The sequence below is a fragment of the Salinispora goodfellowii genome, assembly GCF_059570675.1.
Map to the genome: position 1 here is coordinate 163,441 of NZ_JCANTD010000004.1, position 13,444 is coordinate 176,884.

At 70.6% G+C, this 13,444-nt stretch carries 12 protein-coding genes; 6 read left to right on the top strand and 6 right to left on the bottom strand.

Features of this window, described 5'->3' with window-relative positions; genetic code table 11:
• Positions 1 to 183 precede the first annotated feature (183 nt).
• On the bottom strand, positions 184 to 705 hold the full coding sequence (locus T398_RS07200) for a polyadenylate-specific 3'-exoribonuclease AS (RefSeq protein WP_496445576.1): 522 nt from the start codon (positions 703 to 705) through the stop codon (positions 184 to 186).
• 259 nt (positions 706 to 964) lie between these two features.
• Here T398_RS07200 and T398_RS07205 point away from each other — a divergent pair, with 259 nt between their 5' ends.
• The 3 genes from T398_RS07205 to T398_RS07215 all read left to right on the top strand — a co-directional run bounded on the left by T398_RS07205 (position 965) and on the right by T398_RS07215 (position 4,319).
• Entirely contained in the window at positions 965 to 1,657 is a 693-nt protein-coding gene (locus T398_RS07205) for a Crp/Fnr family transcriptional regulator (protein ID WP_018216422.1), read from the top strand.
• A 193-nt stretch (positions 1,658 to 1,850) separates the two neighbouring features.
• Positions 1,851 to 2,654 (top strand): DUF308 domain-containing protein, encoded by an 804-nt coding sequence (locus T398_RS07210; RefSeq protein ID WP_496445577.1) that lies wholly within the window; start codon positions 1,851 to 1,853, stop codon positions 2,652 to 2,654.
• A gap of 246 nt (positions 2,655 to 2,900) precedes the next feature.
• Positions 2,901 to 4,319 (top strand): alpha,alpha-trehalose-phosphate synthase (UDP-forming), encoded by a 1,419-nt coding sequence (locus T398_RS07215; protein WP_496445578.1) that lies wholly within the window; start codon positions 2,901 to 2,903, stop codon positions 4,317 to 4,319.
• Between the two features lie 11 nt (positions 4,320 to 4,330).
• On the opposite strand, the gene T398_RS07220 is transcribed toward T398_RS07215, so the two are convergent.
• The 5 genes from T398_RS07220 to T398_RS07240 all read right to left on the bottom strand — a co-directional run bounded on the left by T398_RS07220 (position 4,331) and on the right by T398_RS07240 (position 9,104).
• Complete coding sequence (locus tag T398_RS07220) at positions 4,331 to 5,146, bottom strand: alpha/beta hydrolase (protein WP_496445579.1); 816 nt, start codon at positions 5,144 to 5,146, stop codon at positions 4,331 to 4,333.
• Positions 5,147 to 5,366: 220 nt separating this feature from the next.
• On the bottom strand, positions 5,367 to 6,773 hold the full coding sequence (locus tag T398_RS07225; protein WP_496445580.1) for a flavin-containing monooxygenase: 1,407 nt from the start codon (positions 6,771 to 6,773) through the stop codon (positions 5,367 to 5,369).
• A gap of 205 nt (positions 6,774 to 6,978) precedes the next feature.
• Positions 6,979 to 7,935 carry an ROK family glucokinase gene (locus tag T398_RS07230; protein ID WP_496445581.1) on the bottom strand — a complete coding sequence of 319 codons (957 nt, stop codon included), beginning with the start codon at positions 7,933 to 7,935 and terminating at the stop codon, positions 6,979 to 6,981.
• 59 nt (positions 7,936 to 7,994) lie between these two features.
• A complete protein-coding gene (locus T398_RS07235) occupies positions 7,995 to 8,618 on the bottom strand; it encodes a hypothetical protein (protein ID WP_496445582.1) in 624 nt (207 codons plus the stop codon).
• Positions 8,619 to 8,660: 42 nt separating this feature from the next.
• Positions 8,661 to 9,104, bottom strand: a complete 444-nt coding sequence (locus T398_RS07240) for an SRPBCC family protein (protein WP_496445583.1) — start codon at positions 9,102 to 9,104, stop codon at positions 8,661 to 8,663.
• Between the two features lie 126 nt (positions 9,105 to 9,230).
• On the opposite strand from T398_RS07240, the gene T398_RS07245 reads away from it, so the two are divergent.
• From T398_RS07245 to T398_RS07255, 3 genes are read left to right on the top strand one after another with little or no spacing between them, the layout of a single operon-like run.
• Positions 9,231 to 11,030 (top strand): AMP-dependent synthetase/ligase, encoded by a 1,800-nt coding sequence (locus T398_RS07245; RefSeq protein WP_496445584.1) that lies wholly within the window; start codon positions 9,231 to 9,233, stop codon positions 11,028 to 11,030.
• A 14-nt stretch (positions 11,031 to 11,044) separates the two neighbouring features.
• Complete coding sequence (locus T398_RS07250; protein WP_496445585.1) at positions 11,045 to 12,736, top strand: sensor histidine kinase; 1,692 nt, start codon at positions 11,045 to 11,047, stop codon at positions 12,734 to 12,736.
• A 7-nt stretch (positions 12,737 to 12,743) separates the two neighbouring features.
• Positions 12,744 to 13,409: a response regulator transcription factor gene (locus T398_RS07255; protein ID WP_018251742.1), complete on the top strand. Its 666-nt coding sequence runs from the start codon at positions 12,744 to 12,746 to the stop codon at positions 13,407 to 13,409.
• Positions 13,410 to 13,444: the final 35 nt, after the last annotated feature.

The following is a 13,444-nucleotide window of genomic DNA, read 5'->3' on the forward strand; positions in this document are numbered from 1 at the left end:
CTCATCCTCCTGGGAACAATTGGGTAAAGCCCGGTTAAGCCCCAGGATATGTGTCGAAACAGACCATCGGCGCCATTGCCGGCCCGGGGCGGGCCGTCATTGCGAACTGTAGTCCCGTCCGGTGCGCGCCGACACCGCGCCCCTGGGAACCAGGCGGTAGCCCAGCCCCGGAGCGCGATCTGATCAACGGCGACCCGATCCCGTCCGACCCGATCCGGTCATGGCCTGCCACCGAGCCAGGTTGTGTCGCGCGTCCACCAGCGCATCATGCCGCGCCGCGTCCGCGTCCGGCAACGGTGGACAGCCCCGGTCGTCCCAGAGCTGGCGCAGGTCCTTGGTGAAGCGCGGGATCTGCCGCGGCAGTGCTGGCATCGCCCCCCACAGCTGCGCCAGCGACACGTGGTCGTACGCCGCGTACCACGCCCACAGCTCCAGCTGCTCGCCCGGACGACCCCGGACCGGCGCCAACAGGAACTCCTCCAGCTCGTCCCGGATTCGGGCGCGGGACCGCCAGGCCCGATCCGCCGGCGACGGCAACTGACTCAGCACGTTACGACGTACCCAGGGCACCGCCCGGGAGTCGTCGAACTCGGTGGAGACGGCGTAGAAGTCACGGCCGTACTCATCGACGACGCCGATCGACACCAGATCGATGGTGCGGCCATCCTCGATGAACTCGCAGTCATAAAAGTAGCGATAAACCATCAACGCCATCTTGGCGTACGCCGCCACGACCAGGCCGGGGTGGGTGCCGCCGGCCGGAATGCTCCGCGTCCTCGCAGGTCAGAACCGGTATCGGATAGGCCTCGAAGGTCACGCAAACGAATTGAGGGCTGTACAGCAAGCAACCAGGCCGTCATGATCTGATGTGTACCGCTACCGGAGGCGTCGGAGTACCTCGGCAGTCCCTGTCAGGTTCACCCGGGAGCGAGTCAAGGGTCCTTGACCGGGGAGGGGTTGGGCCGTGGAGGTGCGCCTACCGGAGCCAGGTGACGCGCTCACGGGCGTCGAGATGTTCGCCGGCCTCGAGCCAGAAGCCCGGCAACGGGTAATCTCGGCGGCGGTGCCACGCACCTACCGCAAGGGGCAGCTGCTCTTCGTGGAGAACGACCCGGGCGAGTCCCTGATCGTGCTACGCCGCGGCGCGGTGGCCGTATTTCGCACGGCTCCCACCGGCGAGCGGGCGGTGCTGTCGGTGATCCGGCCGCCGGAAGTGCTGGGCGAGGTCTCGTTGCTGGACGCCTCCACCCGATCTGCGTCCGCCGAGGCAATCGAGGACTGCGCGGCCCTCGCCCTGTCCCGGGGGGCCTTCATGGAGTTGGTGCACTCCAATCCGCGCATCCTCGACGCGGTGATGCGCTCCCTCGGCAGCCTGATCCGCCGGCTGACCGAGCAGAACGCCGACCACGTCTTCCTCGACCTGCCCGGACGGGTGGCGAAGACGCTGGTCCGCCTGGCTGGCGAGAGCCAGGCCCCAATGATCACCATTGAGCTCAACCAGAGCCAGCTCGCCGAGATGGCCGGCGGCTCCCGGCAGAGCGTCAACCAGGCGATCGGCTCCTTCGCCAACCGGGGCTGGCTGCGCACCGAGGGCCGCCGGATCGTGGTGACCGACGTGGCGTCGCTGCGCCGCCGCGCCGGCATGAGCGAGCGCTGACGGCACGTACGATCGGGGCCGGGGTGGGCGATCGGCCCCGGCCGGGCCCGCCCGCGATTGCTCCGATCGCAAGAGGCGAGCGAACGCACTCCCGCAACCGGTCCCCGGCATGTCACGATTCAAGGCACGGCGGGCACAGACGCCGAGAGGGCTTCGGGAGCGCGCCCCCGGCGCGCGAAGAGGAGGTTGTCCGGTGTCAGCGGGTGGGGCCCGCCGGGGACGGCGGGACAACGGGATCGACGCAAGTGACTACGTGGTCGCTGGCGATGTGGATCCCCGGGTCGGTGAGCATCTTCTGGACGTGCTCGCCGCCGGGGGCATCGCCGCCTACCTACAACCCTCGGCCGACCTCAACCCGGTCACCCGCACCACCACCGTCCCACCCCGGCCGATCGACCGGCTGTACGTGGACCGCTCCCACCTGCGAACCGCCCGGGACTACCTCAGCCAACTCGCCGACGAAGGTGGCACCGACCGGACCCGGGACAACGAGCCCGACATCGAGGCCGAGTGGGCACGGATAGTCGCCGGGTTCCACACCACCTCCGCCAGCGGCGGTGACAACCGGTGGCCGGCTGCCGAGGACGTGGACGACGACCGGGCCGGCCGGACCTCCACCGACACGCGGCGACTGCCCTACGCGGCGGATGTCTCCGGCGTCACTGTCAGCCAAGGGCGGGAGGAGGAGCCATCGCTCCTCGACGGGTTGGACACCTTCGGCGCGGGCCTGCCCGACGACGAGCAGGAGGAGGCGGAGCGGTACACGCCACCCCCACCCCCACCGCTGCCCCGCATCTCCAAGTACGCCGTGCTCGGAATCCTGGCCATCGTGGTCGGCTTCCTGCTCTTCCTGTACCCGGAGCTACTCCCGGTAGACCCGGGGATTGTCACGCTGCTCGGCTTCACCGGCATCCTCGCCGGCTTCGTCACCCTGATCTGCCGGCTCCGCCCCGGCGACCGGGACGAACACGACCCGGACGACGGCGCCGTGGTCTGAGCTGGGCCTCCTGCCCGAGTCACGCAGTCACACCACCCCGTAGGCCCACCCACCGCGGCGCCCCGCACCGAAAATTGCAATCCGCCCCACCGATTGCGGGCCGACCAGGCACCCACTCGGGAGCTGAGACGTAACAGTGGTGTAACTTACGGTTAGTAGGAATACTGCTGTCCGTCATCCCCCCTCCGCCGGCTGCCGACCCTATCCCCTGTTACGGCGGTCTCCGGCAGATCGGAAACGTCCGAGGTGCGACAGAGTTCCCTGGTGGTGGTCGCCAACCGCCTCCCCATCGACGACAGTACGGCGCCGGACGGTGCCTGCGAGTGGCGCCGCCGCCCCGGTGGCCTGGTGAGCGCCCTGCACTCACCACTACGGCAGACACCCGCCACCTGGGTGGGGTGGGCGGGTGGCACCGGACCGGCACCGGCGCTGCCCGACGTCGACGGTGTCCGGATGCACCCGGTGCCGCTCACCGCCGACGATCTGCGTGACCACTACGAGGGCTTCGTCAACGCCACGCTCTGGCCGCTCTACCACGACGCCGTTGAACAGCCGGAGCACCACCGCCGCTGGTGGGAGGCGTACCAGCGAGTCAACCAACGGTTCGCGGCAGCCGTCGCCGAGGTGGCCGAGCCCGGCGCCGTGGTCTGGGTGCAGGACTACCACCTACAGCTCGTGCCCAGCCTGCTCCGGGCGCTCCGCCCGGACCTGCGAATCGGCTTCTTCCTCCACGTGGCGTTCCCACCGCCGGAGCTGTTCATGCAGCTGCCCCGGCGAGCCGAGTTACTCCGCGGAATGCTCGGCGCCGACCTCGTCGGCTTCCAGCGCGCCCAAGCGGCACACAACTTCGCCCAGCTCGCCGACCGGGTACTCGGGCTGCCGGCCACCGACCATCGAATCGCCGTTGACGGCCGGATCGTCCGCGTCGGTTCGTTCCCGGTCTCCATCGACACCGCTGAGCTGGCCGCCCTGGCCGACCGGCCCGACGTCGCCGCCCGCGCCAGCCGGCTCCGCCGTGACCTGGGCAGCCCGGAGCGCGTCATCCTCAGCGTGGACCGGATGGACTACACCAAGGGCATCGAGCAGCGACTGAAGGCGTACAGCGAGCTGATCGCCGACGGGCACGTCAAGGTACAGGACACTGTCCTGGTCCAGGTGGCGGTGCCCAGCCGCGAGCGAGTGGGGCAGTACCAGATCCTCCGCAAACGGGTGGAGCGCGAGGTCGGCCGGATCAACGGCGAATTCGGCCGCGTCGGCGAGCCGGCCATCCACTACCTGACCCAGCCCTTCGGCCGCGCCGAGCTGGCCGCGCTCTACCGGATCGCAGATGTGATGGCGGTGACCCCGCTCCGGGACGGCATGAACCTGGTCGCCAAAGAGTACGTAGCCGCCCGGGTAGACGACACCGGCGCGCTGCTGCTCAGTGAGTTCGCCGGCGCCGCCGCCGAGCTGGCCCAGGCGTACCTGGTGAACCCACACGACCTGGAAGGCCTCAAGCAGGGACTGCTCGCGGCGCTGCGGGCCCAGCCGGAGCAGATCCGCGAGCGGATGCGAGCGATGCGGACGCACCTGCGCCAACACGACATCCACGCCTGGGCTCGCTCCTACCTGACCGCTCTGGACCAGGACAGCGCCCTGCTCAACCGACTCGGTACCACCCGCTGACCGACCCGGGCTCAGCCGCCGGACGGCTCCTTCTCCAGCCAGTCGAGGATCCCGTCGATCGGTTCCCGCCACCGGGCGTCCAGCATCAGGTCGTGGCTCATGCCGGGGAAGAGCAGCGGGGCCGAGCCGTACCGTCTCGCAGCCCGGGTGAGCACCGGGTGCGGCACGACCCGGTCCTCCGGGCTGCCGAGCACCAACACCGGTGGGTCGCCCACAGCTGGCTCGGGCTCTCGCCCGAGCAGTAGCTGCCACTGGGCACGCCGGGCGGGGCGGCCCAGCCGGGACAGGTGCCGCCGCGCCTCGTCCCGGGGCAGTTCCCGACCGAACAACTGGGCGCGGCTGCACCGCAGCCGGCCGCCAACGAGCGCGGGCAGCGTACCCAGGGGGTTACGGCGCAGCGCCGTGAACGCCGTCGCCCAACCGCCGAAGACCGGGGCCACCATCACGGCGGCCCGAGCCGGGTAGCGGGCCATGGCGTGCGCAACCACCAGCGCCCCGGCCCCATGCCCCACCAGCACCGCCCGGCGGGGCAGATTCGCGGCCACCTGCACCACGTCGTGGGCGTACGCCCGCAGCGTGGCTTCCGGCGCCGGTCCACTGCCAGCCTGCCCACGCAGACTCACCGCGTACCCAGAAAAGCCGCGCTCGGCGGCGTGCCCCAACCAGTGCTCAGCGAACGCCCACGCACCGTGCCCGAAGCCGGGAACGAACAACAACGGCGGTCGGCCCTCATCCAGCCCGGGGGTGGCCTCGAGCACCTCGCGCCGCACCGGACGGACCGGGCGAGCCCACTCCCGCCCCCGCATGATCCGCACCTGCTGGCTCACCGGGTAAACCCTCCGCTCGCGACTGCGGGGCTCGCAAGCTCACTCCTCGCCCTCACCAACCCCACCCTCCGCTCGCGACTGCGGGGCTCGCAAGCTCACTCCTCGCCCTCACCAACCCCACCCTCCGCTCGCGACTGCGGGGCTCGCAAGCTCACTCCTCGCCCTCACCAACCCCACCCTCCGCTCGCGACTGCGGGGCTCGCAAGCTCACTCCTCGCCCTCACTTGGCCTCCAGGTCGTGCAGGGCGCGCTGCAGGGCGCGCAGGTAGTCGGCGTGACCGACCTCGAACCAGTGCCGGCTACTCTCCTTGACCGGTCCCGAGTAGCGCTCCCCCGCCCGCGCGGTCACCGTGGCGGCGAAGGCTGTCGCCTTGCTGGGCCGGGTCTCCCGCAGCCGCAGCAACCGGGCGAAGAGCACGCTCTGCCAGTGGGACAGCGGAAAGATGCCGGAATCCGGCTGCACCAGGCCAGCCACGGCGAGGGTCGGATGATTCGGCACAAAGGCGTTGAGCCACAGCACCGGACGCCCGGTCGTGCCATCGGCGCCAAGGATCCTCGGGTCGAGAAACTCGAACCGCGGCAGGTAGCCGGTGGCGAAGACGACCAGCTCCGGATCGACCCGCCGGCCATCCGCCAACTCGACGGAGTCCGGGTGGAAACGGACGGCCTCCGGCACCGGAGTGACTCGGCCATGGCCCAGATAGTAGACAAGCTGGCTGTTCACGATCGGATGCGTCTCCAGCATCCGGTGGTCGGGCCGCGGCAGACCGAAACGGGTCAGATCCCCCACACTCGCCCGGAGGAGGCGGTGAAAGAGCCACTGCCGGAGCCGCCGGGGCACCCGCAGCGCCAGCATCAGGTCGTTGAGCTGGTCAGCCGGGCGGCCGAGGAGATACTTCGGTGCGTACCAGTAGGCACGGCGGGCGGAGTGCCAGCAGTGGGCGGCCTGCTGGGCTGCCTCGGTAGCGATGTCGCAGCCAGTGTTGCCCGCTCCGACCACCAGCACCCGTCTGCCCCGTAACTGCGCCGGATCCTGGTAGGCCGAGGCGTGCATCACCTCGCCACGGAACTCGGCAAGGCCCTCGTAGGTGGGTAGCTTCGGCGACCAGTTGTGGCCGTTGGCGACCACCACCGCGGCGTACCGGGAGGTCCGTTCCGGGCCGTAGCCGCCGGTGCTGCGGGTCGTGACGTCCCACCGGTCGCCGTCAACCGGCTCGACCCGCACCACCTCCGTACCGAACCAGACGTGCCGGCGCAGGTCGAAATGGTCCGCGTAGCGCTCGAGGTAGGACAGCAACTGACTGTGGTGCGGGTAGTCCGGCCAGTCGTCCGGCATCGGGAAGTCGGGGAACTGGGTTAACGGACGCGACGAGATCAGGTGCGTGCTGGCGTAGACCGGGCTGCGGTCGTGCCGCCAGTTCCACACCCCGCCGACTCCGGTCTCCCGCTCGTAGCAGTCGACGCCGAACCCATGCTCGGTCAAATTCTTGATCGCGGTCAGCCCGGTCGGGCCCGCCCCGATCACGCAGACAGTCTCACCGCGGTCGGAGACGGAGCGGCCCTCCCGGGCCAGGTCGAGGGTGCTCGACTCCGGGTCGGGCCGGCCGTGATCGGTGGAGGTGGTCACCGAGGCATCTCCTTAGGTGCGGCACGGATGCCAGGTCGCGCAGCATCCTGCCCACATCGGATGCCCAATGTCCAGCCCGACCGGCCGGCCGTCCGTCGGGCACCACCGCCAGCAGCGCTTCCCCGCGTCGTCCTGCTGGCGGTGGGTGCCACGCCCCGGACCCACTGCGACACTGAGCCGCCCGGCGTCGCTACCGGCCCCCGTCCTAGCCTCGACGGGCGAGGTCCGCAGCGCCGATGAGACCGGCGTCGTTGCCGAGCTTGGCGGGGCAGACCTGCGCCACCGGCAGCCGGCCCCGCTGCGCGAGCGCCTCGGTGTAGGCGGAGCGGGCCGGTCCCAGCAGCAGCTCACCGGCTTCGACGACGCCACCGCCGACCACCAACACCTGCGGGTCCAGGATCTGCGCCAGGTCGGCGAGACCGCTGCCGAGCCAGTGGCCGACCTGGGCGAAAGCCTCGATGGAGACCGGGTCGCCGTCCTGCGCCGCGACGGTGATCATCCGGCCGGTGATCGCGTCAACGTCACCACCGGCACAGGCCAGCAGGGCGGCAGCACGGTGCGGTTCCTGGCGGGCTGCGGCCCGGGCGAAGCGCACCAGGGCGCTGCCGCTGGCGTACTGCTCGATGCAGCCCAGCCGACCGCAGCCGCACTGGTGCCCGTCCGGCACGCTGAGCATGTGTCCCAGCTCGGCGGCGATGCCGTGCGCGCCACGCACCAGCTCGCCACCGAGCACGATGCCGCCGCCGACCCCGGTGCCGATGGTGAACATGACCATCGAGTCCTCGGCGTCGCGGGCCGCACCGTAGCGGAACTCTGCCCAGGCGGCCACGTTGGCGTCGTTCTCCACGATCACCGGCAGGTCGGTGGCGTCGTTGACGAACGCGCGCAGCGGCTCGTCCCGCCAGGCGAGGTTCGGGGCGAAGAGCACAGTTGATCGACTGGCGTCGATCCAGCCAGCCGCACCGATGCCGACCCCCTCGATCGCCCGCCCCTCGGCCAGCTCTCGGACCACCTCGACGATGAGGTCACAGGTCTTGCCGACATCATCCGCGGGAGTGTCCCGTCGGGTCTGCACGAGCACCGTGCCCGTGTCGTCCACGACGCCGGCTGCGACCTTCGTGCCACCGACGTCCACTCCGATGGTCAGCGTCACCGCTGCCACCCCCCTCTGCTGTACTGCCCGGCCCCGGGGCGTTCCGCCGGTTGGGTCGGGGTGCCGGGTCAGGCCCCGCGGGCGTCCTCGCCCATGTCGCCGGGCACCCGAGCGGCGGGCACCACGGGACGGTCAGCCGTCGCCGGTTTCTTCTCTGTCGCGGTCGGCCCGGCGCCGTTGACGGGCGGTGCGGCGGCCGGGGCGGGGTCCTCGTCCGCCCGAGTCGCGGCGGACCAGACGTCCCCCTCGGGCGCCGACGGAGAATCATGCCTGCTCCGGGTGGCTGCCTGCCACACCGGGGTTGGCCTCCCCGGCGCCCCGGTCTCCGCGGTGGGGTCCGCCGCCGCGGTGGGGGCCGGCTGCGCCGAGGCGAGTGCCCGGAGCAGGCTCGCCACTCCGGCAGCCAGGTCACCGGCTCCGGTGGCGAGCCGCTCGGCGAATTCCGGACTTGGGTCTCGTAAGGCGACAATCGCCCGGCAGAGCGGGCAGATACAGCACTCCGCCGTACCGGTCGACAGACCGGCACCGGTCGAACTCCCAGCGTGACCGAGAACACTCGAGACAATCCCGCCGAGCGGACCCCACGAGGTGTCGCCCTCCGCGCCGGCCCCGGCGAGCCGCGCCGCGGCCAACAGGGTCGCGACCAGCCGTTCCGCCTCTTCCCGGGCCGAACCCGGCTCCGTTGCCCCCATGGTCGGCTCCCTCTACCGAAACGGCCGCGTCAACACGGCGCGTCAGCTGCTTTCTACCCGGCCTTTGAGCTGCTTCAACGCAGCTTCCATGATCATTCTCTCAGCCTTACGACGAAACATCCCAAGCATCCCAACCGACAGCTCGACCTCCAGGGTGTAGGTCACCGTGGTCGTGCCATCCGCGTTGCCCACCAGGTCGTACGAACCGTGCTGGGAGCGCTGCATCCGGGAGGGCGCCGCCAGGTGCCACTCGATCCGACTGAGGTCCGCCGCATACTCGTAGACCAGCACGTACTCGTCCACCAGAACGCCGGCGTCGAGGGTGAACCGCACCTGACGGGCGTAGCCGTCGGCGTCCTCCTCAAGCACCTCCACCTGCCGCAACGCGTCGGTCCATTCGGGGTAGCGGGGCAGGTCGCAGATGACCGCCGCCACCTGTTCCGGTGCCGCACCGATCGTGATCGACTGGGTGGAGGAGTCCGCCATGGGGGGAGGCTACCCGGCCGTGTGACGAACCTGTCTGCACCACCCGCCGCGCTGGGCGGGTAGGTTGCGACAGAGCCGACCGCGAGGGCGGCCTGCCCAGCCAGCGTGAACACGAGGAGAGTGCAGGTGCGCGAATTCTCCGTCCCACCGATCGTCACCGTCGGCGACTCGGCCAACCTAACCGATCCGGTCTGGGAAAACGCTGAGGTAGCCCCAGACGTGGTGCAGTTCATCCGGGCGGGTGCCGGCGACGCCTGGGTCGACGTGACCTGCCGCCAGTTCCGCGACGAGGTGGTCGCTACGGCATCCGGCCTGGTCGCGGCCGGGGTACAGCCCGGCGACCGGGTCGGGCTGATGAGCCGTACCCGGTACGAGTGGACGCTCTTCGACTACGCGGTCTGGGCTGCCGGCGCGGTCACCGTGCCGATTTACGAGACCTCCAGCGCCGAGCAGACCGCCTGGATCCTGTCCGACTCGGGGGCGGTCGGCGTTCTGGTGGAGACGGACGCGCACGCTGCGCTGGTCGCCGGGGTCCGCGACCGGGTGCCCGAGCTGACGCACGTGTGGCAGATCGACCGCGGCGGAATGGACGAGTTGGTTACCGCCGGTGAGTCGGTTGACCCGGCCGAGATCGAGCAGCGCCGCGCGGCGGTGCGGGCCGACGACATCGCCACCCTCGTCTACACCAGCGGCACCACCGGCCGCCCCAAGGGGTGCATGCTGACCCACCGCAGCATTTTCGCCGACATCGCCAACGCCGTGCCCGTGCTGCCCAACCTGTTCGGCCCGGGCGCCTCCACCCTGCTGTTCCTGCCACTCGCCCACGTCTTCGCCCGGCTGATCCAGGTCGGTGTGGTGCAGGCGCGCGCCACCATGGCCCACTGCCCGGACACCAGCGACCTGCTCCCCCGGTTGCAGGCGGTTCGCCCCACGTTCGTGCTCTCCGTCCCCCGGGTCTTCGAGAAGGTCTACAACAGCGCCAAGCAGAAGGCCGACGCCTCCGGCAAGGGGCGGATCTTCGCCCGCGCCGAGGCCGTCGCGATCGCGTACAGCGAGGCGCTGGACACCTCGACCGGGCCCGGTTTGGCGCTGCGGGTGCAGCACGCGCTCTTCGACCGACTGGTCTACCGCAAGCTGCGGGCCGCGCTCGGTGGGCGGTGCAACGATGCAATCTCCGGCGGGGCGCCGCTCGGCGCGCGACTCGGGCACTTCTTCCGCGGCGTGGGGGTGACCATCTACGAGGGGTACGGGCTGACCGAAACCTCCCCCGCCGCCTCCACCAACCTGCCGGACGCCATCCGGATCGGCAGTGTCGGCCGCCCGCTGCCCGGGGTGACCATCCGGATTGACGACGACGGCGAGGTCCTCGTCGCCGGAGACCTGGTCTTCCGGGGCTACTGGCGCAATGCGGCCGCCAGCGCGGATGTGCTCACCGCCGACGGTTGGTTCCGCACCGGCGATCTGGGCCAGCTCGACAGCGACGGCTACCTGCGGATCACCGGCCGGAAGAAGGAGATCATCGTGACCGCGGGCGGCAAGAACGTCGCTCCGGCGGTCCTTGAGGATCAGGTCCGGTCGCACCCGCTGGTCAGCCAGTGCGTGGTGGTCGGCGACCGGCAGCCCTTTGTCGCGGCGCTGGTCACCGTGGACGAGGAGGCGCTGCCGGCGTGGTTGGAGGAGGCCGGCCTGCCGGCGACCACCCCGGTCGAGCAGCTCCGCGATCATGAGGGGCTGCGGTCCGAGATCCAGTCCGCGATCGACACGGCCAACCAGGCCGTGTCCCGGGCCGAGGCCATCCGGGTCTTCCGGATCCTGCCCCGGGACTTCACCGAGACGACCGGGGAGCTGACCCCCTCCCTCAAAGTAAAACGACAAATCGTGCACAAGTCGTACGCTGCAGAAATCGCTGAAATCTACCGAAGCTGACTACCATCCGTCAGGTGCACGCCTCCACTCCGAGACTGCCCCGACCGCACCCCCTAGCCGCCGCCGCACGCGTGGTGATGCTGGCCCTGGTGGCGGTACTGAGCCTGCTCGCCACGCACGACCTCGCCCAACTGTGGTGGATCGCGCTCCTGGCGGCGGCGGGCCTGCCGGCGCTGCTCGCACCGACACACGACCAGCTCGGGCCGCTGAGCCGGGGCGCCGAGGTGGTGGTGCTGGGACTCGCCACCAGCCACGTCGCCTCGGTGGCGACGATCGGCGCGCAGAACGCCGGGCTGGGCGCCTCCGCGGTGCTGCCATACCTGACCGTCCCGATCACCGTCACCGCCCTGCGCCGACGCTTCCGCGAGGGCGCAGGGCTGCTGGCGGTCATCGGTCTCACCCTGTTGCTGGCCGGAGCGCTGACCGAGATCGACGGCCAGCGGCAACTCTTCCAGGTCGGCTACCTGGCGGTCAGCGCCCAGTGGCTGACCCTCTCCGGCCTCGGGCTCTACGCGGCGCGAACCCTGCACCGGGTGATCCGGGCGCGCAGCGACAGCAAGCCCCAGCCATACGCGGAGGCGACCCGCCTCCTAACCCAGCTACGCACAGTAGCTCGAAAACTACCTGGCGCCACACTGGACCCGGGCGGCATCTCCGAGCACCTGCTGGAGGAACTGCGGACGCTGGCCCGGGCGGACCGGGGGGCCGTCCTGTCGGCCAGCGGTGGTGGCCGGCTGGTGGTCCTGGCCCAGTGCGGCGCCGACCGGGTGGACTGGGAAACCACACTGGACGCGGACTCGGCGATCGCCGACGCCTGGGCCAGCCAGCAACCACAGACCGCCGCGCACTCGCAAGCCCGCTCACCCGCCGGTGGGGAGGTCTCTGCGCTGATCGTGCCGCTGGTCGCCGGGGTGCGCACGGTCGGATTGGTGGTGCTGGAGGCGGATGTCGCGCATGCGTACCCGCCCGCGGTGGTGGCCCGGGCGACCGGGCTGACCTCCCCCGCCGCGCTACGCCTGGAGGCAGCCCTGCTCTTCGACGAGGTGCGCTCCCTGGCCACCAACGAGGAGCGGCAACGACTCGCCCGGGAGATCCACGACGGGGTGGCCCAGGAACTGGTGATGGTTGGCTACGGCATCGATAACGCCCTGGCCACGGTGCACGAGGACACCGAGGAGACCGCTGAGTCGCTGCGTGGGCTACGTCAGGAGGTCACCCGGGTCATCACCGAGCTGCGGCTCAGCCTCTTCGAGCTGCGCAGCGAGGTGGACCGGCACGGTGGCCTCGCCGCCGCCATCGCCGAGTACGCGCGCACGGTCGGGGTCTCCGGCGGCCTGCGGGTGCACCTGTCGCTGGACGAGTCGACCGCCCGGCTGCCCGCCGCCACCGAGGCCGAGCTGCTGCGGATCGCCCAGGAGGCGGTGGCCAACGCCCGCAAGCACGCTGGTGCCTCGAACCTCTGGGTCACCTGTGCGGTGGATCCGCCGTACGCCCAAATTGAAGTGTCGGATGACGGTCACGGGATCTCCGACCACCGTACAGACGGGCACTACGGTCTTGCGATCATGGCTGAGAGGGCGGAACGTATCCGAGGTCGACTGGAGATCCGGCCGCGGCAGCCGAGCGGCACAACGGTGGCCGTGGTGGTGGGTTCGTCGTCCCCACGCGATAGCGTGCGTGGCAGTACCGCAGTAGAAGGGGAGTAACCCGAGGATGACCACACCGACACCCGCCACTCGCACCAAGGTCCTCCTTGTGGACGATCACGACCTGATCCGGAAAGGGCTGCGGCATGCCTTCGAGCGCGACCGGCAGTTCGAGGTCGTCGGCGAGGCGGCCACCGCTGCCGAGGGGGTCCGCCAAGCCGGCGCGCTCCAACCAGACGTGGTCATCATGGACCTGCGACTGCCCGACGGCAGCGGCCTCGAGGCCACCCGCGCACTACGCAAGTCCAGCACCACGATGGGCATCGTCGTGCTGACCATGTACGCCGGCGACGACCAACTCTTCGGCGCGCTCGAGGCGGGCGCGAGTGCCTTCGTCCCGAAAACCGCCCCGGCGGACGAGGTGGTCGCTGCCGCCCGGCACGCCGCCTCCTCGCCCAGCGCCTTCACCGCTGCCGACCTGGCTGAGGCGATGAAGCGCCGGCTGGCCCCGTCCGGGCCGCAGCTCTCCCCACGCGAGGGGCAGGTGCTGCGCCTGCTCGCCGACGGAATGAGTGTGGCGGGCATCGCCAAGCAGCTCTTCGTCAGTGAGTCCACTGCCAAGACCCACATTTCCAAACTGTACGAGAAGCTCGGTGCCGCGAATCGTGCCCAGGCATTGATGACTGCGCTCCGACTCGGTCTGCTCGAGGCTCCCGACGCACCCAAATTCTGACCTACCGCTCAGCTAACGAGCCGACAACTTCTCAT